Source organism: Streptomyces sp. NPDC025638 (assembly GCF_055558775.1).
The window spans coordinates 340,832-361,214 of sequence record NZ_JBVHLX010000010.1 but is presented as its reverse complement, the minus strand read 5'-3'; the positions used below and the strand labels follow the sequence as shown (position 1 = coordinate 361,214).

18 protein-coding genes are annotated in these 20,383 nt (G+C 69.7%); 9 read left to right on the top strand and 9 right to left on the bottom strand.

Annotated features, from left to right (window positions below):
- Window positions 1-14 precede the first annotated feature (14 nt).
- Window positions 15-545 (bottom strand): DinB family protein, encoded by a 531-nt coding sequence (locus ACZ4EG_RS26515; RefSeq protein ID WP_467792339.1) that lies wholly within the window; start codon window positions 543-545, stop codon window positions 15-17.
- 755 nt (window positions 546-1,300) lie between these two features.
- Between ACZ4EG_RS26515 and ACZ4EG_RS26510 the strand changes: the two genes are divergently transcribed.
- The 4 genes from ACZ4EG_RS26510 (at window position 1,301) to ACZ4EG_RS26495 (ending at window position 6,368) form a co-directional block, all read left to right on the top strand.
- The gene (locus ACZ4EG_RS26510) at window positions 1,301-2,074 is read left to right on the top strand and encodes an isoprenyl transferase (protein WP_453553750.1); all 774 of its coding nucleotides are present in this window, start codon (window positions 1,301-1,303) and stop codon (window positions 2,072-2,074) included.
- A gap of 345 nt (window positions 2,075-2,419) precedes the next feature.
- On the top strand, window positions 2,420-3,745 hold the full coding sequence (locus ACZ4EG_RS26505) for a PhoH family protein (RefSeq protein ID WP_467792338.1): 1,326 nt from the start codon (window positions 2,420-2,422) through the stop codon (window positions 3,743-3,745).
- Window positions 3,746-4,163: 418 nt separating this feature from the next.
- A complete protein-coding gene (locus ACZ4EG_RS26500) occupies window positions 4,164-4,859 on the top strand; it encodes an aggregation-promoting factor C-terminal-like domain-containing protein (RefSeq protein ID WP_363293959.1) in 696 nt (231 codons plus the stop codon).
- Between the two features lie 138 nt (window positions 4,860-4,997).
- Window positions 4,998-6,368 carry an AI-2E family transporter gene (locus ACZ4EG_RS26495; RefSeq protein WP_467792337.1) on the top strand — a complete coding sequence of 457 codons (1,371 nt, stop codon included), beginning with the start codon at window positions 4,998-5,000 and terminating at the stop codon, window positions 6,366-6,368.
- Window positions 6,369-6,395: 27 nt separating this feature from the next.
- Here ACZ4EG_RS26495 and ACZ4EG_RS26490 read toward each other — a convergent pair whose 3' ends face one another.
- Together ACZ4EG_RS26490 and ACZ4EG_RS26485 are read right to left on the bottom strand one after the other, a co-directional pair.
- The gene (locus tag ACZ4EG_RS26490) at window positions 6,396-6,929 is read right to left on the bottom strand and encodes an alkyl hydroperoxide reductase (protein ID WP_467792365.1); all 534 of its coding nucleotides are present in this window, start codon (window positions 6,927-6,929) and stop codon (window positions 6,396-6,398) included.
- A 1-nt stretch (window position 6,930) separates the two neighbouring features.
- Window positions 6,931-7,485, bottom strand: coding sequence for a peroxiredoxin (locus ACZ4EG_RS26485; RefSeq protein WP_030859927.1), 555 nt, complete (start codon window positions 7,483-7,485; stop codon window positions 6,931-6,933).
- Window positions 7,486-7,633: 148 nt separating this feature from the next.
- Between ACZ4EG_RS26485 and ACZ4EG_RS26480 the strand changes: the two genes are divergently transcribed.
- From ACZ4EG_RS26480 to ACZ4EG_RS26465, 4 genes are all read left to right on the top strand, one after another.
- Window positions 7,634-8,578, top strand: a complete 945-nt coding sequence (locus ACZ4EG_RS26480; protein WP_467792336.1) for a LysR substrate-binding domain-containing protein — start codon at window positions 7,634-7,636, stop codon at window positions 8,576-8,578.
- 186 nt (window positions 8,579-8,764) lie between these two features.
- Window positions 8,765-9,673, top strand: a complete 909-nt coding sequence (locus tag ACZ4EG_RS26475) for a MarR family transcriptional regulator (protein WP_467792335.1) — start codon at window positions 8,765-8,767, stop codon at window positions 9,671-9,673.
- 58 nt (window positions 9,674-9,731) lie between these two features.
- Complete coding sequence (locus tag ACZ4EG_RS26470; RefSeq protein WP_316747973.1) at window positions 9,732-10,118, top strand: roadblock/LC7 domain-containing protein; 387 nt, start codon at window positions 9,732-9,734, stop codon at window positions 10,116-10,118.
- Between the two features lie 4 nt (window positions 10,119-10,122).
- A complete protein-coding gene (locus ACZ4EG_RS26465) occupies window positions 10,123-10,551 on the top strand; it encodes a hypothetical protein (RefSeq protein ID WP_390708643.1) in 429 nt (142 codons plus the stop codon).
- 55 nt (window positions 10,552-10,606) lie between these two features.
- On the opposite strand, the gene ACZ4EG_RS26460 is transcribed toward ACZ4EG_RS26465, so the two are convergent.
- The 5 genes from ACZ4EG_RS26460 to ACZ4EG_RS26440 form a co-directional block, all read right to left on the bottom strand.
- Window positions 10,607-12,940: an ABC transporter permease gene (locus ACZ4EG_RS26460; RefSeq protein WP_467792334.1), complete on the bottom strand. Its 2,334-nt coding sequence runs from the start codon at window positions 12,938-12,940 to the stop codon at window positions 10,607-10,609.
- Complete coding sequence (locus tag ACZ4EG_RS26455; protein WP_453553737.1) at window positions 12,937-13,626, bottom strand: ABC transporter ATP-binding protein; 690 nt, start codon at window positions 13,624-13,626, stop codon at window positions 12,937-12,939. The genes ACZ4EG_RS26460 and ACZ4EG_RS26455 overlap by 4 nt, the downstream gene beginning before the upstream one ends.
- The gene (locus ACZ4EG_RS26450; protein WP_453553735.1) at window positions 13,623-14,147 is read right to left on the bottom strand and encodes a PadR family transcriptional regulator; all 525 of its coding nucleotides are present in this window, start codon (window positions 14,145-14,147) and stop codon (window positions 13,623-13,625) included. Before ACZ4EG_RS26450 ends, ACZ4EG_RS26455 begins: the two co-directional genes overlap by 4 nt.
- Before the next feature lie 115 nt (window positions 14,148-14,262).
- Window positions 14,263-14,499, bottom strand: coding sequence for a type II toxin-antitoxin system antitoxin (locus ACZ4EG_RS26445; protein ID WP_467792333.1), 237 nt, complete (start codon window positions 14,497-14,499; stop codon window positions 14,263-14,265).
- The gene (locus ACZ4EG_RS26440; RefSeq protein WP_467792332.1) at window positions 14,496-15,440 is read right to left on the bottom strand and encodes an SPFH domain-containing protein; all 945 of its coding nucleotides are present in this window, start codon (window positions 15,438-15,440) and stop codon (window positions 14,496-14,498) included. The genes ACZ4EG_RS26445 and ACZ4EG_RS26440 overlap by 4 nt, the downstream gene beginning before the upstream one ends.
- Before the next feature lie 233 nt (window positions 15,441-15,673).
- Here ACZ4EG_RS26440 and ACZ4EG_RS26435 point away from each other — a divergent pair, with 233 nt between their 5' ends.
- Window positions 15,674-17,992: a transglycosylase domain-containing protein gene (locus tag ACZ4EG_RS26435; RefSeq protein WP_467792331.1), complete on the top strand. Its 2,319-nt coding sequence runs from the start codon at window positions 15,674-15,676 to the stop codon at window positions 17,990-17,992.
- An 80-nt stretch (window positions 17,993-18,072) separates the two neighbouring features.
- On the opposite strand, the gene ACZ4EG_RS26430 is transcribed toward ACZ4EG_RS26435, so the two are convergent.
- On the bottom strand, window positions 18,073-20,175 hold the full coding sequence (locus ACZ4EG_RS26430; RefSeq protein WP_467792330.1) for a SpoIIE family protein phosphatase: 2,103 nt from the start codon (window positions 20,173-20,175) through the stop codon (window positions 18,073-18,075).
- Between the last annotated feature and the right edge of the window lie 208 nt (window positions 20,176-20,383).

Here is a 20,383-nt window from a genome sequence, read left to right as displayed (position 1 = left end):
CCCAGGAGAGCTGGTCAGCCCGTACCTGTGACCCGCGGATGGTCTCCGGTGGCCCCGTCGATCAGCTCCCGCAGGATGTCCATGTGGCCCGCGTGCCGTGCCGTTTCCTCGATCATGTGGACGAGGACCCAGCGCAGGGACACCGGGTGGTCCCGCCATGCGGGGCGGCCGAGGTCGTCCAGGGACAGTTCGGTGATGACGCGGTCGGCGGCGGCGCGGGCGCGGCCGTAGAAGTCGGTGATCCGTCGCGTCGTCTCGCCGGGGCCCACGGTCATGTCCTCGTCGGCGTACGGGTCGAACCACAGCGGTTCGACCTCGCCGCCGAACGTCTCCACGAACCAGCCGTACTCCACCGACGCCAGATGCTTCACCAGACCGAGCAGATTGGTCCCGGACGGGGTGATCGGCCGGCGCAGCTGTTCGTCGTCGAGTCCGTCGAGCTTCCACAGGACAGCGTCCCGGTGCCGTTCGAGACTCGCGTGCAGGGTGTCCTTCTCGCAGCCCGTGTACGGCATGCCCGGAGTGTCCTTCTCAGGTGTCGTCATGCCGCGCGAAGCTAGCAGTGGGCACTGACAGCGCCTTGTGGGCGCAGTGGTTGCGGAAATGGCCGGGAAGCGTCGTTCGAGACGTGGAGCAAATCTGGCGATCTGCGCAAAAGCGAACGCGTTGATCCTGTCGCTCCCCGGAATGTCCACGCGGTTTCCACATCGTTATCGCGAGCGACTCGCATCTACTCGACCCCTCACGTAAGTTCAGACCAAGGGAATTCGCGTGAGCAAAGCTGCGCGGGCGGCACCGCGCAGTGGAGGGGGCTGCGCGGTGCCGAAATGCACCCGCGGACACGTCAAGCGGTCGTTCGCGACCGGGGTAGCCCTTCGGGGGGACCGCGGATGGCTGATCGATTAGCTCCTCGCGGGGCCTCCAATCCTTTTGATCTCTGTGTGCGCGCCCCGTTCGCCTGGGAATCCGCCGTGAATCGGCCAAGCGCGACCCCCGAACAACGGCTTCAGAGCCCACCTGGGCGTTGTCGCGCGACTCCGGAGAGTAGTTGTGGCACGCCGATGCACGCATCAGCCCTTACAAAGGGTTATGGTGGAAACCCCCCCTCGGGCCGGTCCGTCTCCCCCCCACGGACCGGCCCGTTTTTTCGTCCGGCTGCCCTGCGGCTCCCGAGGGGCGCCGGCCGTTCTTACCGTCCGGGAAACCCCCACCCGCCCACAGCCCTCGCCAACGGTCAAGGCCCCACAGGGGTAGGCTTCGCCGGCAAGGGGACCGCACCGATGGAGGGGCTGACAATCACGTGAACCTGCGCGACAAACTGCGCGGCCTTCTGGTCAGGCTCTACGCACGCCGGGTGGAAGGCCACCTGGACCACGCTCAGGTGCCCAAGCACATCGGCGTCATCATGGACGGCAACCGTCGCTGGGCGAAGGCCGCGGGCTCCACCACGGTCCACGGTCACCGGGCCGGTGCGGAGAAGATCGAGGAGTTCCTCGGCTGGTGCTCCGAGACGGACGTCGAGGTCGTCACCCTGTGGCTGCTGTCCACGGACAACTTCGACCGCGCCAAGGAAGAACTCGTCCCGCTGCTCGGCATCATCGAGGACGTCGTCCGCACCCTCGCCGCCGACGGCCGCTGGCGTGTGCACCACGTCGGCACCCCGGACCTGCTGCCCTCTCAGATGCAGACCGCGCTGAAGGAGGCCGAGGAGGCCACCGCCAACGTCGACGGGATACTGGTCAACGTCGCCATCGGCTACGGCGGCCGCCAGGAGATCGCCGACGCCGTGCGCTCGATGATCACGGACGCCGCCGACAAGGGCACCTCCATGCAGGAGCTCGCCGAGTCCGTCGACGTCGACATGATCGGCCGCCATCTCTACACCGGCGACCAGCCGGACCCCGACCTGGTGATCCGTACCAGCGGTGAGCAGAGACTGTCCGGATTCATGCTGTGGCAGACGGCCCACTCCGAGTACTACTTCTGCGAGGTCTTCTGGCCGGCCTTCCGCAAGGTCGACTTCCTGCGCGCCCTGCGCGACTATGCGGCACGCCACCGCCGCTACGGCGGCTGACGCACACCACCCGGAGCGGTCATCGTCCGGAGCGTCGCCCCCTGTACACCTGTTGGGGCGGAAGTTACGAGGAGTTCACCGGCGCGCTGTCCTATGCATTTGCATGGCAGTGCATGTTCGAGGGCATAAGCCAAGCAGGTCGACACCCGAACCACGGGTGTCGGATCTCAGCGGGCGGCGCGGAGCCGTCCGCCCGGGAGGCCCTTTGCACCAGCCCGACCGTGCGCTCTCAGCACGGACGCAGCCACGGAGGGCCGGTTCTCGGCCCGCCGTGCGCGGGGGCCGTCGACCGGTCCAGCTCCATCTCGTCGCTCCCCGACCTCATCCGAGGGGGTACGTCCTTCCGTGGTGACCAGCACAAAGCGCCACAAGTCAGACCGGCGCACGTATGTTCTCGACACCAGCGTCCTGCTGGCCGACCCCAACGCCCTGGCCCGCTTCGACGAGCACGAGGTCGTGCTCCCCATCGTCGTGGTCACGGAACTGGAGGCCAAGCGGCACCATCCCGAACTCGGCTACTTCGCCCGGCAGGCCCTGCGCCTGCTCGACGACTACCGGGTGCGGTACGGCCGGCTGGATGCCCCCATCCCGATCGGGGACCTCGGCGGAACGGTCCGTGTCGAGCTCAACCACTCGGACCCCAGCGTGCTGCCCACCGGCTACCGCCTGGGGGACAACGACTCCCGCATCCTCGCGGTGGCCCGCAATCTGCAGGCCGAGGGGTACGACGTCACCGTGGTGTCGAAGGACCTGCCGCTCAGGATCAAGGCGTCGTCCGTGGGGCTCCTCGCGGAGGAGTACCGCGCCGAACTCGCCATCACGGACTCCTCCGGCTGGACCGGAATGTCCGAACTGACCCTGTCCGGCGAGCAGGTGGACATCCTCTTCGACGAGGGACACGTGTATGTACCGGAGGCATCCGATTTCCCGGTGCACACGGGTCTGACCATCCAGTCCGAGCGCGGCAAGGCGCTGGGCCGGATGACGTCGGAGGGCAACGTCCGGCTGGTGCGCGGTGACCGGGAGGCGTTCGGCATCAAGGGTCGCAGCGCCGAGCAGCGGATCGCCCTCGATCTGCTCCTCGACCCGGACGTCGGCATCGTGTCGATGGGCGGCCGGGCCGGCACCGGCAAGTCGGCGCTGGCGCTGTGCGCGGGTCTGGAGGCGGTCCTGGAGCGCCGTCAGCACCAGAAGGTGATGGTCTTCCGTCCGCTGTACGCGGTCGGCGGGCAGGAGCTCGGCTATCTGCCCGGCTCCGAGGCCGAGAAGATGAGCCCCTGGGCACAGGCGGTCTTCGACACCCTCTCCGCGGTCACCAGCCGCGAGGTCATCGAGGAGGTCACCGCGCGCGGCATGCTGGAGGTCCTGCCGCTGACCCACATCCGCGGCCGCTCGCTGCACGACGCGTTTGTGATCGTGGACGAGGCGCAGTCGCTCGAACGGAATGTCCTTCTGACCGTTCTGTCCCGGATCGGCGCGAATTCACGCGTGGTTCTGACCCACGACGTTGCGCAGCGGGACAATCTGCGGGTCGGCCGATACGACGGTGTGGTCGCCGTCGTCGAGAAACTGAAGGGGCATCCGCTCTTCGCCCACGTCACTCTGACGCGGTCCGAGAGGTCCCAGATCGCCGCACTTGTGACCGAAATGCTGGAGGACGGTCACATCTGACCCGACTGTCCAACTTGGACGGTTTGCTCCGTAGTTGGCGCCGCCCGGCAAAGGCCCTGAGCCTAGCCGGGCGGCGCCGTCGTATGTGGCGGTTTCTTAAAATCCCCTGGGTCAAACGGGATGTGAGCTTTCACACGCACCTCGGAATTGCCACCCGGCGTTGTGTTACGGCAGAGTCTCACTCCTGTCAGGCCCCGCATACGACACACCTGTACCCCCAGCGGTACGGCACCACGGAAGCACCACAGCTAACTCCACAGCGACGTCGTATGCCGCCCGAGCACCACGCGGCGCTCCCGTGCAGGGAGTTGCCCACCGGGCCCGCGCCTCCCGTGACCCCGCAGTTGGGAGGCCAGCGCCAGGGGCACGATTGCGTCCGCCAGGGTCACCGAAGCGGGCGATGCTGGAAGGAAACCGTGTGAGCCGGATTTCGGTCCGGGGATTCGCAGTGGCCTCCGCCACCGCGGTCACCGCAGTCGGAAGCGTCGTCGGCGTTGCCTCGGGCAGCGTCGCGCAGAACAGCAACGACGCCGAGCCGACGGCTGCCGACGCCACGCTCCTCGCGGACATACCCGCGGGTCAGCAGGCCCAGGTGCAGACCGCGTCCCTGACGCAGCAGGCCGACGCCCAGGCCATCCAGGCGGACGCGAGCGCCAAGAAGGACGCCGAGGAGGCGGCCCGCAAGGCAGCCGCCGAGACCGCCGTCGCCAAGAAGGCCGCCGCGGAGAAGGCCGAGAAGGAAGCCAAGGCCCGCGCGGAGGCGAAGAAGGCGGCCACCCGGTCGACCCGCGACTCCTCCAGCTTCCCCGTGCAGAGCTCGTACACGGTCGCGCAGATCCAGGCGATGGCGCGCCAGATGGTGGCGAGCGGCCAGTTCCAGTGCTTCAGCAACATCGTGGACCACGAGTCCAGCTGGAACTACCGTGCGGTCAACGCGTCCTCCGGCGCGTACGGCCTCTTCCAGGCGCTGCCCGGCTCCAAGATGTCGTCCGTCGGCGCCGACTGGCAGACGAACCCGGCCACCCAGATCAAGTGGGGCCTCAACTACATGAACAGCCGGTACGGCAGCCCCTGTGAGGCCTGGTCGTTCTGGCAGGCGAACCACTGGTACTGAGCCCGTCGGTTCCTCTCAACCTTGCGCAGCCCCTCCCCGTCCTAGGGGGAGGGGCTTTCGCCCTGTACGGTCGGACGCGAACGACTCCAGGGGGGAGTGGTGGCGAGCACCCGGGGACGCGGGGGAAAGGGACGGATCATGTCGCGAGTGCCAGGGTGGCTCGGCCGACTCGGCGCCGGACTGACCGAAATGGGTGAACGGTTGGACGAGCGACGGGCCGAGGTGGAGAAGGAGACCACCGAGCCCGACCCGGTCGTCACCGACCGCGTGGCCGAACCGGCGCCGGCCGCCCCGCACCCGCCCGTGCCCGCCGGTCTCCGTCCCGACCCGGCCCAGGCCGTGCCGTGGGGCGTCAGGGTCGCCGCCGAGGCGGGCTGGCGGCTGCTGGTGCTCGCGGGTACGGTGTGGGTGCTGATGCGGGTCATCAGCGCCGTACAACTGGTCGTCTTCGCCTTCGTCATCGCGCTGCTGATCACCGCGCTGCTGCAGCCGACGGTGGCCCGGCTGCGGCGCCACGGGGTGCCGCGCGGTCCGGCCACCGCGCTCACCGCCATCCTCGGCTTCGTCGTGATGGGCCTGATCGGGTGGTTCGTGACCTGGCAGGTCATGGAGAACATCGACACCCTCTCCAGCCAGATCCAGCACGGCATCGACGATCTGCGCAACTGGCTGCTGAAGAGCCCCTTCCACGTCACGGACAAGCAGATCAACCAGATCGCCAAGAACCTCCGCGAGGCGATCGGTGCCAACGCGGACCAGATCACGTCCGCCGGCCTGGAGGGCGTACAGGTCATCGTCGAGACCCTGACCGGCATCCTGCTGGTGTTCTTCTCGACGCTGTTCCTGCTCTACGACGGCGAGCGCATCTGGGAGTGGTCGCTGAAGCTGGTGCCCGCGGCGGCCCGCCCGGGCGTGGCCGGCGCCGGACCGCGCGCCTGGCGCACCCTGACCGCCTACGTCCGCGGCACGGTGCTGGTGGCCCTGATCGACGCCATCTTCATCGGCCTCGGGATCTACTTCCTGGACGTCCCCATGGCCGTCCCGCTGGCCGTGTTCATCTTCCTGTTCTCGTTCATCCCGCTCGTGGGCGCGGTGGCGTCCGGCGCGCTGGCCGTCGTCGTCGCGCTGGTGACGCAGGGCGTCTTCGCGGCGGTCATGACCCTGCTGGTGGTCCTGGCGGTCCAGCAGATCGAGGGCCATGTCCTGCAGCCGTTCATCCTGGGCCGCGCGGTGCGGGTGCACCCGCTGGCGGTGGTGCTGTCGGTCGCGGCCGGCGGCATGGTCGCGGGCATCGGCGGCGCGGTGGTGGCCGTACCGCTGGTGGCGGTGACGAACACGGTGGTGGGCTATCTGAAGGCCTATGCGGAGGAGCAGGCCCTTCTCGCGAGCCAGGAGGATTCAGCCCCACCGGACTTCGAGGACGAGGCCGTCCGGGCCGAGGCGGGGTCCGCGGTCGCGGCGCCCAGGGACGCCCAGGAAAGCACCGGGGGCCTCGCCCACCAGGAGTGAGCGAGGCCCCGGCACAGCACGGCCGAACTACTCGGAGAGCACCGCCTCCGCCTCCAGGGTCACCCCGACCGCCTGGACGACCGAGGCGATCTTGAAGGACTCCTGGATGACCTCACGGTCGACGCCCGCCTTGCGCAGCACCTGCTCGTGCGAGTCGAGGCACATCCCGCAGCCGTTGATCGCGGAGACCGCGAAGGACCACAGCTCGAAGTCGACCTTGTCGACACCGGGGTTGCCGATGACGTTCATCCGCAGGCCCGCGCGCAGGCTGCCGTACTCGTGGTCGGACAGCAGGTGACGGGTGCGGTAGAAGACGTTGTTCATCGCCATGACGGCCGCCGCGGACTTCGCCGCGGTGTACGCCTCCGGTGACAGGTTCACCTTCGCCTCGGGCTCCAGCTCGCGCAGGACGATGGGGGAGCGGGAGGCGATGGCGGTCGCCAGCACCGTGCCCCACAACTGCTGCGCCGGCAGGTCCGAGTTGCCGATGACCGAGCCCAGGTTGAGCTTCAGGTCCTTGGCGTAGTCCGGTATGCGGGACTTGAGGGAGTCGAGGGACAACTCACTCACCGGCCAGCAGGGCGACCGGGTCCAGCGTCTCGTCGCCCTTGCTCCAGTTGCACGGGCACAGCTCGTCCGTCTGGAGGGCGTCGAGGACCCGGAGGACCTCCTTGGGGTTACGGCCGACGGAACCGGCGGTCACCATGGAGAACTGGATCTCGTTGTTCTGGTCGACGATGAAGACGGCGCGCTTGGCGAATCCGTCCTCGCCCTCGATGCCGAGGTCGCGCATGAGCTCGTGCTTGGAGTCCGCCATCATCGGGAACGGCAGGTCGCGCAGGTCGTCGTGGTCCTTGCGCCAGGCGTGGTGCACGAACTCGGAGTCACCGGAGAAGCCGAGCACCTGGGCGTCGCGGTCGGCGAACTCGTCGTTCAGCTTGCCGAAGGCCGCGATCTCGGTCGGGCACACGAAGGTGAAGTCCTTCGGCCAGGCGAAGACGATCTTCCACTTGCCCTCGTAGGTCTTGTGGTCGATCGTCTCGAACTCCTTGCCCTTCTCCAGCGAGACGCAGGCGGTCAGTTCGAACTCGGGGAACTTGTCACCGACAGTGAGCACGCGCTCTCCTTGCAGCGAGGAAGCGCCCGGATCGCGGGCGCTTCCCTTGGGTTGGACGTTGCCGATGTTGGCACAGGGTCGATTGATACGGGAAATAGCTACACTCGGTCGTGTTGATCGGAGGTATCTATCAGTGACCGTGAGTAGCGTGAGCGGGAGGCGGCGCCAGCCCAGCCTGTCCCAGCTACGTGCCTTCGCCGCCGTGGCCGAGCATCTGCACTTCCGGGACGCGGCCGCCGCCATCGGTATGAGCCAGCCCGCCCTGTCGGGGGCCGTCTCGGCCCTGGAGGAGACCCTCGGGGTCATCCTGCTGGAGCGTACGACCCGCAGGGTGCTGCTCTCGCCCGCCGGCGAGCGTCTCGCCGTACGGGCGAAGGCGGTGCTGGACGAGGTCGGTGCGCTGCTGGAGGAGGCCGAGGCGGTCCGTGCGCCCTTCACCGGGGCGCTGCGGCTCGGGGTCATTCCGACCGTCGCCCCCTATCTGCTGCCGACCGTCCTGCGGCTCACGCACGACCGGTACCCGGATCTCGATCTCCAGGTGCACGAGGAGCAGACCGCCAGCCTGCTCGACGGGCTGGCCGGCGGACGCCTGGACCTGCTGCTGCTCGCCGTCCCCCTCGGCATCCCCGGTGTCGTCGAACTCCCGCTCTTCGACGAGGATTTCGTGCTCGTCACCCCACTGGACCACTGGCTCGGTGGCCGCGAGGGAATCCCGCGCGAGGCCCTCAAGGAGCTCAATCTGCTGCTCCTGGACGAGGGGCACTGCCTGCGCGACCAGGCCCTCGACATCTGCCGTGAGGCGGGACGGGCGGACGCTCCGGTCACGACCACCGCCGCGGGCCTGTCGACCCTGGTCCAGCTCGTCGCCGGCGGGCTCGGCTGCACCCTGCTCCCCCGTACCGCCCTCAAGGTCGAGACCACCCGCAGCAATCAGCTCCTCACCGGATACTTCGCCGACCCCGCCCCGAGCCGCCGTATCGCCCTGGCCATGCGCACCGGATCGGCCCGCGGCGCCGAGTACCGGGAGCTGACAGCCGCACTGCGCGAGGCCCTGCGGCCGCTGCCCGTACGGGTGCTCGACGGAACCAACTGAGTTCGCTTCGCAATCGATCAAATGAGTGTCGAACAAGGCGTTTTGAGTAGCTCGACGCTCCAACTTCCGTCAGCTGCAGACAGGTAGGAAATCCCCGGCAGAAATATGCCGCTGAACTGATACACATACCCCCTCGGTGCGACGCGTCAGGCGTCAGTGCGAAATGCCGATAAGCCAAGGGGAGTGATGTCGGAGGTTCGGGATTCCCTTGACCGGGCCGGCCACGGACGGCTCGCGCACGCCCTCACCGTGTGCGGGCGCGAGGGATTCACGGGAGAGCTGCGGGTGCCGGGCAACCCGGGCGGCGTGTTCCACTTGCGGGACGGGCTCGTGGTCGCGGCCGCGAGCCCCGGCGCTCCCGCTCCCGAGGCGCTCCTGCTGCGCTCCGACCGCATCGACGGCGAGCAATGGGCGGAACTGGTGCGCGAGTCCGGCGGGGCACGCTGGCCGGCCGCCGGGCTGATCGCCCACGGCTACGCGGGGCCCGCCCAGCTCAGGGTGGTATGTGTCATGGCCCTGCACGACGCGGCCTTCGCCATCGTCGCCGGCCAGGTGGACGACTGCGAGCCCGTCACCGGCACCGAGCCGTACGCCCCGGTCGCCGTCGGCGAGACACCCGCCCGGCTGCTCCAGGAGGCGGTGCGCAAACTGGCCGCCGTGGCCGCGCTGCCGTACCCCGTGCGCCCCGACCGGGAACGCCCCCTGCCCGTGGCCCCGGCCGAGCGCGCCCGCACCCCGCTGCAACAGGAGCTGCTCGTCCATGCCGACGGCCGCCGCACCGCCCGGGACCTGGCCTTCCGTACCGGCCGCGGGGTCTACACCGTCACGGTGGAGGTCGCGCGCATGCTCGGCGAAGGGCTGCTGGAGTGCGCTGCCCTCGCCGACCGGATCCCCGTCCGGATGCCGCTGGAGGCTCCGGTCGTACGACACCGGAAGCCGCCCCCGAGCGCCCCGGCCCCGGAGCCGCCCCCCGCCCCCACCGAACTGCCGCGCCGCGAACCGGGCGCCAGCGGCATCACCGAAGCCCTCACCCCGACCAAGAGTGGGGTGAGCTGGAAAGGGTTCTTCCGGCTGCGGCACGGAACCGCCAAATGAAAGGCGCGAGTTGATCGCCGCAACGGTCGAATTCAGTCAGGAACGAGGAGTTGAGCACATGAATCACGAAGCCCTGGCGCGAGAAATGCGCGGGCTGCGCGAAAGGGTCACAGGAATTACCGACACAGCACTGGCCGCCGCCGACGGAATGCTCATCGCGGCCGACACGGCGGACTCGATCGACCCGGAGGGCCTCGCCGCGCTCGCGGCCGCCGGCCTCGGCCTGGCGCGCCGCACCGCCGAGGCCACCTCACGCGGAGTGCTGCGGCAGACGGTGACGTACGGCAGCCACGGCTGCGTCGCCTTCTACGCCGTCGGCGACACGGCCCTGATGGTCGTGCTCGGCGACGAGGGGATGGACGTGGACCGACTGCACCGGGCCACCCACCCGGCCCTCGACCGGATCGGTTCGATCCTCATGGACAAGACACCAGAAGGAGTGTGAAGGGATGGCGACAAAGCGTATGACTCCGGGTTTTTCCGACCAGGTGATGAGTCTGGTCAAATCGCTGCGCAGCGACGCACCGGACTGCCTCGCGGCAGGTGTGGTCGACATGTCGACCGGGATGCTGCTGTCCTACGAGACGGTCGACAACCACCCGCCCGAGGTCCTGGACCTCCTGGCGGGCGCGACCCTCGACCTGTTCCAGGGGCGGACGGTCGTGATGATCGAGGACATCTTCAAGGAGCGTCGCGGCATCACCGCTGACAGCCACTTCTTCCAGGAGATCCTGGTCAACAGCGAGAATCTCACTCACCTGTTCATCCGTATGACCGAGCAGCAGGACGTCGTGGCCGTCATCGTCTGCCGCAAGTCGGTCAACGTCGGCATGCTGTTCGCCCAGGCCCGGAGGGTGGTGCGGGAGCACAGCCTGTGACCGCACGGGGCGTGGGCCCCTCCCACCGGGAAGGGGCCCACGCGACGAGGTGCGGCTACTCCGTCCGCAGCCCGTCCGGCCGCATCAGCCGCAGCAGCGGCGGCAGGCTGAGCAGCGTCACGGCGATGACGACTCCGGCACCCACGCCGGTCATCGACAGGACGCTCATCCAGTCCACGCGGATCGTGGTGTTCGTCATCCTCAGCAGGACCGCGCCCAGCGTCAGACCCACCGTGGAGGCCAGCAGCAGGCCGAGCGCGATCGGGATCGCCGTCTGCCACAGCACCGACAGACCCAGGGTGCGGCGCCGGGTGCCGAAGGCGATCAGCGACGACAGCAGCTTCTTGCGCTCGCGCAGTTGCTCCAGCTGGGAGACCAGCAGGCTCACGCCGATCAGCATCAGGACGCAGCTGGCACCGACGAACAGACCGGTACGGATGGACCGGAACTGCGTCGACTGCTTACTGGCCGCCAGGCTGAACACGTTCGCCATCGGATCCAGCCGCGCGGCCGTGTTGCGCGCGTTCTCGCGAGCGTCCGGCACCGACGGGTCCAGCATCACGAACACCTTCTGGTACAGACCGGCCGCCGCGCCCTTGGGCAGCGCGCCCGAGGTGATCAGCAGGCCGCCGCGCGCATAGCCGGTCGGGTCCTCGCGCTGCTCCGCCGTCTTGACGCGGGAGGGCACCTGCCAGGCCGTCGGGTGGCTCGTCGTCCCCTCGTACGACGGGTCGAAGTACACGGTGCTGCCCGGCGCGGCGAGCTTCTTCGTCTTGCTGTCGTAGTCGCTGCCGAGGATCCGGAAGATATCGCCGTTGCGGCAGGACGCCAGCCGCGCCACCTCGCGCAGTTCCGTGCAGCTGCCGACGGCGACGTCCAGCGAGGAGTCGGGCTCCTTCGCCCGGTCTCCGACCGAGGTCAGCGAGATGGCCGACGCGCGGCGCACGCCCTCGGTCTTCTCCAGCTGCCGGCCGGCCTCGGCCAGCGGGATGCCGTTGCCCGTGGAGACCTCCAGCTGAGCCCGGGTCAGATCGTTGGCGGTCTGCTTGGTGTAGTCGCCCTCGACCCCGGCGAAAAGCATCTGCAGCGCGATCGCCCCGGCCACCGCGACGGCGATGCCGTTGACCATGCGGGCGGCCGTACCGCTGCTCAACTGAAGCCTGCGAACGGCCAGTTGCCAGGAGACCGAACCGGAGTTCAGCCGGGCCACCACGGCCTCGACGATCCACGGCAGCAGGGCGGTGATGCCGACGAGCAGCAGTACCGTGCCGCCGATCACCAGCCACTCGTTGAAGTTCCCGTTGTCGTTGCCCTGCCCGATCATCGGGTAGAGCAACGCTAGACCGCCCAGCGGCAGCAGCAGCCGCCACCACAGCCGGCGCCGCGGCGGCTGCGCCTTGCGGACCACGCCGAGCGGTTCGATGACGACCCCGCGCAGGGCGAACAGCGTCACCAGGACGGCCGCCGCGGGCACGGCGACGGCGACGAGCGCGACGAGCGCCGGCGACGGGTTGAGGTCGCTCGGGAACACGCTGATGTCCTGCACCTTCAGCAGGGCCGCCAGCTGACGCCCGGCCAGGAAGAAGCCGGTGCCGAGGGCGAGTCCGAGCAGTGCCCCGGCGAGCGCCTCGCCGCCGGCGATCCGGCGCGCCATCCGGCCGTCCGCGCCGACCAGCCTGAGCGCCGCGAGCCGGCGGTCCCGGCGCTCGCCGCCGAAGCGCACGGCCGCCGCGATGAACACGCCGACCGGCAGCAGCAGCACGGTGAAGACGATCAGGATGAGCAGCAGCAGAACCGGGTCCAGGGGCTCCTGGGAGTTCCCGGGGGAGGGCCCGAAGCGGTCGATGCGCTCGACGTTGCCGCCGGACAGATGGTTCTCCAGCCCCTGGGCGCCCGCGTAGTAGGCGAGTTCGGCGGGCCCGATGAGTCCGGACTGCTCGATGGTGCCGGTGATGCGGTAGGGGATGCGCTCGCGCAGCAGCTTGCCGGAGTCGGACTCGAGCAGGTTCTTCAGCGTGGGCGAGACGACCATCTCGCCCTTCGCCGGGAACCTTGCGATGCCCGGCGGCAGCGGCGCGCGTGCGCCCTCGGGCTCCAGGAGCCGGCCGCGGACGTCGTCGCTGCGGAACGTCGTGTCGGTGCGGCCGACGACGAGCGTGTCGTCCGCCTTCGGCATCACCTTCCCGCTGTAGGTGAAGTCGTCCCGGGCGCTGCCGCGCCGGTCACGCTCGTTCAGCGCGTTCGGCACCGCCGTCGTGAGAAGCAGCAGCGCCACCCCGAGCCCGACGCCGACCGCCGTCAGCACCGCCCGGACCCAGCCCTCACGTCCGCCGGTGAAGGCGAACCGGACCCCCATGGCCAGATCCCTCGACCACTGGCGTGCGCTCATACGGCGCGCTCCATGTCCCGGGACTTCCCGTCCCGCACGACTATCTCGCGGTCGGAGTACGCGGCCACCCGCGCCTCGTGCGTGACCAGGACGACGGCCGCGTTGGTGGAGCGGGCCGCGTCCGTCAGCAGCTCCATCACACGCTCGCCGTTGAGGGAGTCGAGCGCGCCGGTCGGCTCGTCGGCGAACAGCACCCGCGGCCCGGTCACCAGCGACCGCGCCACCGCGACCCGCTGGCCCTGACCGCCGGACACCTCGCCGGGCCGCTTGCCCTTCAGGTCGTCGACCTCCAGCCGCTCCATCCAGCTCAGCGCGGCCCGCTCGGCCTCCTTGCGGGAGGTGCCGTTCAGCCGCAGCGGCAGGGCGACGTTCTCCACACAGGTCAACTCCGGTACGAGCTGCCCGAACTGGAACACGAACCCGAACTCGGACCGCCGCAGCGCGCTGCGCTGGGCGTCGCTCATCGTCGCGAGCTCCTGCCCGTTGTACGTGATGGAGCCCGAGTCCGGCGGCACGATACCGGCGAGGCAGTGCAGCAGCGTCGACTTGCCGGACCCGGAGGGGCCCATCACGGCGACGACCTCACCGGGGTGGATGGAGAACTCGGCGCCGTCCAGCGCGACGGTCGGCCCGTACGCCTTGCGCAGGTCCTGGGCGGTGAGCAGGGAACCGGGAGGAGGAGTCACTTGGCCACCGCCTCACGGAGCCTGTCGAGGCGCGCGGTGGTCAGCTCCAGCCAACGCAGGTCCGCCTCCAGGTGGAACAGCGCGTGGTCGCAGATCAGCTGGTCCGCGAGGTCGCCCTTGCGCTTGCGGTCGGTCAGGATCCGCATGCTGCGCAGGTGCTCGGAGCGCTGGGTGTCGAGGATGCCGGCCGCGTTCCGGTGCGTGAGCAGCGCGAGGACGACCTTGGTGTAGAGGGTCGACTGGAGGTACTCCTCCGGCTTCTCCGGCGTCGCCAGCCACCGGTCGACGTCGGTGATCCCGGCGTCCGTGATGGCGTAGCGCTTGCGCTCGGGCCCGCCGCCCGCCTCGATCCCGTCGACTTCGACGAGCCCGTTCTTCAGCAGGCGGGACATCGTCGAGTAGACCTGGCCGTAGTGCAGCGGCCGGTCGTGACCGAACTTCTCGTCGAAGGCCCGCTTCAGGTCGTAACCGTGACACGGGCCGGACTCCAGGAGCCCCAGAAGGGTGTGACCGATGGACATGGCAGCACTCTACATACGGTGTATACGCGGTATGTATACGCGGAGTGTGTAGATCATGGCCCGGGGTACGGCCCCGCAGGTGGGGGCCGTTTGTCACGGTTCTGCTACACGCCGGTCAGTCCGGCCCCGGGGGCCGTCCACGGCGCGGAATCGGGCCCGCGCCCTTCGGCAGCCGTCCGGCGTCCGCGAGGGCTTTGCGCAGGAGGTATTCGATCTGGGCGTTGGCGGAGCGCAGTTCGTCCCCGGCCCAGCGTGCCAGTGCTTCGTACACGGACGGGTCGAGCCGCAGCAGCACCTGCTTGCGCTGCTGCGGCCGACGCTGGGGTGCCTGGTCCCCGGAGGCGTCCGTCACTGGTAGAGGGTCCCCGTGTTCAGGACGGGCTGCGGTGCCCGGTCCCCGCACAGCACCACCATCAGATTGGAAACCATCGCCGCCTTGCGCTCCTCGTCCAGCTCCACGATGTCCCGCTCGGCGATCCGGGCGAGCGCCGCCTCCACCATCCCGACCGCTCCGTCGACGATCTGCCGCCGGGCCGCGACCACCGCACCGGCCTGCTGCCGCTGAAGCATCGCGGAGGCGATCTCGGGAGCGTACGCGAGATGCGTGAAGCGCGACTCGATGATCCGCACACCGGCCGCCTCCACGCGCGCGTGCAACTCGGCCGCGAGCTTCTCGGTGATCTCCTCGGCGTTGCCGCGCAGCGACAGCCCGTCCTCGTCGTGCGCGTCGTACGGGTACTCGATGGCTATGTGCCGCACCGCCGTCTCGGTCTGCGTGGCGACGAACTCGGCGTAGTCGTCCACCTCGAAGACGGCCTGGGCTGTGTCCTGGACCTTCCAGACCACGACCGCGGCGAGCTCGATCGGATTGCCGTAGGCGTCGTTGACCTTGAGGACGGCGGTCTCGTGGTTCCGCACCCGGGTGGAGATCCGGGTCCGCGAGGTGAAGGGGTTCACCCAGCGCAGGCCGTCCTGCCGGATCGTTCCCCGGTACCGCCCGAAGAGCTGGACCACCCGCGCCTCGCCCGGCGCCACCGTGTTCAGTCCGCGCATCGCGATGACGGAGGCGAGGAGGACGAGCACGCCCGCGACCAGCAGTCCGGCCTTGGCGCCGGCCGCGGTGACCGTCGAGGAGGCGGTGATGAGGCCGAAGGTGACCAGCAGTCCGGTCAGCCCGAGCAGCAGCGCGAGTCCGCCGCCGATGCTGTGCGCGGTGAACTCCCGCACCCGCGGGGCGGGCATCTCGGGTGCGTCGTGCGCGTCGTGCGTGCCGTGTGCGTCGTGTGTGGGCATGGGTGGGTCCCCCCCGTTCGTCTAGCACTGCTTTAGCTAAGTGATATCACTTTACCGCCTCATGGCAACCTCGGACCCCTTTCGTACGTCGGTTCCCATGGGGTGGGGTGCTGATTGTCACGTCCGTAAAAGAGCGGATCGGGCGCCCTTTGTCATATAGAGCGGTGTTAGCTTTCTGAGCTGACCTGAGCCAAACACCTGTGTGACAGCCGAGACGGGGAGCAGACGTACTCATGGGACGAGCGGAAGAACGACGAGCGCGACAGCGCGGTGGCGGTGGCCACCGAGCGGCGCCCAGGCGCCGCTCGCCGGGTGGGGCGGCAGGGTCCACAGGCCCGGGCAGGCCCGCCAAGGGCCGCATACGCAGACTGTTCACCTGGAAGAAGATCCTCGGCACGTTCCTCGGCCTCTGCCTGCTGTGCATCGGGTCCTTCATCGTGCTGTACCTGGTGGTGGACGTGCCCGAGGGCAACGCGGCGGCGAAGCGGCAGAGCAACATCTACAAGTACAGCGACGGCACGATCCTGGCCCGCAGGGGCACGGTCAACCGTGAGATCGTCGACCTCTCCAAGGTGCCGAGGAAGGTCCAGCTGACCTTCGTGGCGGCCGAGAACAAGTCCTTCTACAAGGACGTCGGCGTCGACTTCCGTGGCACCGCCCGCGGTCTGATCAACACGCTCTCCGGCAAGGGCAAGCAGGGTGGTTCGACGATCACCCAGCAGTACGTCAAGAACTACTACCTCAACCAGGACCAGACCGTCACGCGCAAGCTGAAGGAACTGGTCATCTCGCTGAAGGTGGACCGCCAGAAGTCCAAGGACGACATCCTCGCGGGCTACATCAACACCAGCTACTACGGCCGTAACGCCTACGGCATTCAGGCCGCCGCGCAGGCCTACTACCGGATCGACGCCGAGAAGCTGAAGGTCGAGCAGGGCGCGTATCTCGCCGCGCTGCTGCAGGCACCGAGCCAGTACGACTGGGCCGTCGCCTCGGAGACCAGTAGGAAACTGGTGAAGAACCGCTGGAACTACGTCCTGGACAACATGGTCGAGGAGGGCTGGCTGTCCAAGGCCAAGCGCGACGCCATGACGTTCCCGGTGCCCAAGGCGCCCAAGGGCGCGCCCGGTCTGGACGGGCAGAAGGGCTATCTGGTCGAACTCGCCAACCAGCAGCTCGAGAAGCAGCTGATGGACCGGGACGGCCTGACACAGTCCCAGGCGGAGAACGCGGTCGTGGACCAGGGCTGGACCATCACCCTGAACGTCGACCGGAAGAAGCAGGCCGCGCTGGAGAAGGCGGTCAAGTCGCAGCTGACCGACAAGCTCGACCCGAAGAAGCGCAAGGTCGACGGGAACGTCCAGGCCGGCGCCGTCTCGGTCGACCCCAAGACGGGCCACATCGTCGCCCTGTACGGCGGTGTGGACTACTACAAGCACTACTTCAACAACGCGACCCGCCGGGACTACCAGCCCGCCTCGACGTTCAAGCCGCTGATCCTCGCCGCCGCGCTGGAGGACGACGCCAAGACGCAGAACGGCACGGCGATCACCGCGAGCACGAAGTACGACGGCACCAGCCGCCGCCCGGTCGTGGACCACGGCACCAAGGTCGGCTTCGCCCCGCCCAACGAGGACGACCAGAACTACGGCCCCATCACGGTCCAGAAGGCCATGAACCAGTCCGTCAACTCCGTCTTCGCGCAGATGGGCGTCGACGTGGGCATGGACAACGTGATGAGCACCGCCAAGAAGCTGGGCATGGACACCAAGGGCATGCAGGCGGTGCCCGCGCAGACACTGGGCTCCATGGGCGCCAGCCCGCTGGAGATGGCCGGTATCTACGCCACCTTCGACAACCACGGCGCGAAGGTGACGCCGTCGATCATCAAGTCGGCGGAGGCCAAGAGCCGTACGGTCGAGATGTCCGACCCGATCGGCGGCCAGGTGATCAGCCGCACCGCCGCCGACACGGTGACCTCGGTGCTGACCGGCGTGGTCGACGACGGTACGGCCCGTGACTCGGTGGCGCGGAACCCGCTGCGCAACGGCCAGCAGGTGGCGGGCAAGACGGGTACCTCCGACGAGAACCGGTCCGCCTGGTTCACCGGCTACACCCCCGACCTGGTCACCTCGGTGGGCCTGTTCGGCGAGGACAAGAAGACCAAGAACCATGTCTCGCTGAAGGGCGCGACCGGACTCCCGCTCCCCGGCCTGAGGGTCAACGGCGGCGGTTACCCGGCCAAGATCTGGGCGACGTACACCTTCGGCGTCACGGGCAAGGCCACGTTCGACCTGAACGCCACCCAGGGCGCGGCCGTCGAGCCGACCGACACGCCGACCTGGTCGTCGTCGCCGACCGAGACCCCGTCCCAGTCGCCGACCTCCGAGCCGCCGAGCCCGTCCGACACGCCGACGCAGTCGCCGACCCAGACCCCGACCACCCAGCCACCGACCCAGACCCCGACGACCAGGCCGCCGACGACGACCCCGCCGGCCACACCGACGGGTGGCATCACGGACAACCCGCTCAACCCGGCCGACCAGCAGTGACGCCAGAGGGCGCCCGGACAGTCCGGGCGCCCTCTGCGCCGTGCGGGCCTGCGAAGCTCTGTGACGGCAGCGAACCGGGCCTAACTGCGGTTCAGTTCGAACCAGACGACCTTTCCGGTGCTCAGCCGGGTCGCGCCCCACCGCCTGGCCAGTCGGTTCACCAGATACAGCCCGCGCCCGCCCTCGTCCGTCGCCCGCGCCTGCCGCAGCCGCGGCAGCTGCGGCACGTCGTCGCCGACCTCGCAGCGCAGCACGTCGGTGCGCAGCAGCCGGAGGGTGACCGGACGGGACGCGTAGCGCACGGCGTTGGTGACGACCTCGCTGACCAGCAGCTCCACCGAGTCGCTGAGGTCCTCCAGACCCCAGCGGGCGAGCGCGCGCCGGGCCAGCCGACGGGCCCGGCCGGGGGCCGCGTCCTCCGGCTCCAGGAACCAGTACGCCACGTCGCTCGGCGCGATCCCGTCGAAGCGGGCGGCGAGCAGCGCGATGTCGTCGTCCCGGTCGCCCGGACCGAGCATGTCGAGCACCTCGTCGCACAGGGCCTCAAGGGGCGGAGGGTGGTCGGGACCGGTCAGCTGGGCGGTCGCCGCCAGCTTCTCGCGCAGCTGCTCTATGCCGGTCCACACGTCCCGCAGCCGGGACTCGACCAGACCGTCGGTGTAGAGGAGCAGCGTGGCCCCGGCGGGCGCGTCCAGCTCCACGGCCTCGAAGTCGACCCCGCCCACGCCGATCGGCGCGCCCGGCGGCACCCGCAGCACCTCGGCCCGCCCGCCCAGGTGCAGCAGCACCGGCGGCGGATGGCCGGCGTTGGCGATGGTGATGCGGTGCGAGACCGGGTCGTACACGGCGTACAGACAGGTCGCCATCCGGTCGCTGCCCAGGCGCTGGGCCTGTTCGTCGAGATGGTGCAGCACCTCCTGCGGCGGCAGGTCGAGCCCGGCCAGGGTCTGCGCGGTGGTGCGCAGCTGGCCCATGATCGCGGCGGAGGTCATGGAGTGGCCCATGACGTCGCCGACGACCAGCGCGACCCGGCTGCCGGGCAGCGGGATGGCGTCGTACCAGTCACCGCCGACCCGGGCGGTCTCGGCCGCGGGGAGATAGCGGGAGGCCAGCCGGACGCCCGTCGGGCGCGGCAGGGTCTCCGGGAGCATGGTGCGCTGCAGCTCGTCGGCGATGTAGGCCTCGCGGCCGTACAGCACCGCCTTGTCGATGCCCAGGGCGCTGTGCGTGGCCAGCTGGGCGGCGACCAGCAGGTCGTCGGCCTCGAAGGCCAGGCGCTCCGGGCGGCGCAGGAAGAGCGCGGCACCGATGACCCGGCGGCGGCCGCGCAGCGGGGCGAGGATCGCGTGCTGGCCGTCGGGGACGACCGACTCGCCGCTCTCGCCGAGGAGTTCGGGCAGCGCGGCGCGGGCGGCCGGCGCGTCCGCGAACACGGGACGTACCCCGCGCAGCACCTCGTTCAGCGCGCCGCCGGGCCGCACCTCGCACAGCTCGGCGGTCAGCGAGGACAGCTCCGACAGTCCCGTCGGGTCCGTCGGTTCGGGCTCCGGGGCCTGCACGGGCAGGAAGCCGCCCTCGGTGTCACGTTCCTCCGGGATCCGGTCCGTGCGCCGCAGCCGCAGCACGACGGGTCCCGTGGGCCGCTCGTCGCCCACCGGCAGCGGGTCGCGCAGATAGACGAGGATGGCGTCCGAGAAGGTCGGCACGGTGGCCCGGCACAGGCCCATCACGATCTCGTCGAGGTCGATGCCACGGGCGATCCGCCGGGTCGCGGCGCCCACGAACCGCAGCCGGTCCCCGTCCCGCCGCATCGGCATCGGCCGCCCGGGCGGCAGCCCCCGTCCGGTACGGCGGTCCTGGCCACCGGTGGCCCGCTCCTGCTCGGCGCCGGGCTGTGGCGGAATGCCCTCCGGCGTGGGACGCGGGCGGTGCGTATCGGTCTCGGCGGCGGCCGGCTGCGAGTGCTCGGGGCGATTGACTGGGGGCTCCTTCCCCTTGCCGCAGGGCGCGGTCGCACCGGGCGAAGAGGGCGTCTCGCCGGTGCGGGCCTGTGCGGGTAAGGCGGTGGCGCCGAGCGACTTCGGGGAACGCATGAGCGCCCCGCGGGGCTCCGCGGGGTCGACGCCCGGCTGGGGGCGGTCGTAGGAGGGGGTGGGGTGCTCCGTCACGCGTGTCGAATCCATCCGTCCGGGGCTGCGCGCCGCGCGCGCAGTTCGTCCCGCAGAAATCCCGATACCCGGAATACGTGCCCCGGGAACGGAATTCCCGCGTGGTCAGAGGTTGTTCCTGTGCAACCGGCGAACCTTCTCCGGCCCGTGCCGGTGTTGCCCTCGTACCCCTCGCTCACGTCCTGCCGCCCCTCGGTGACGTTCGGTCAAGCCCGGCGCATGT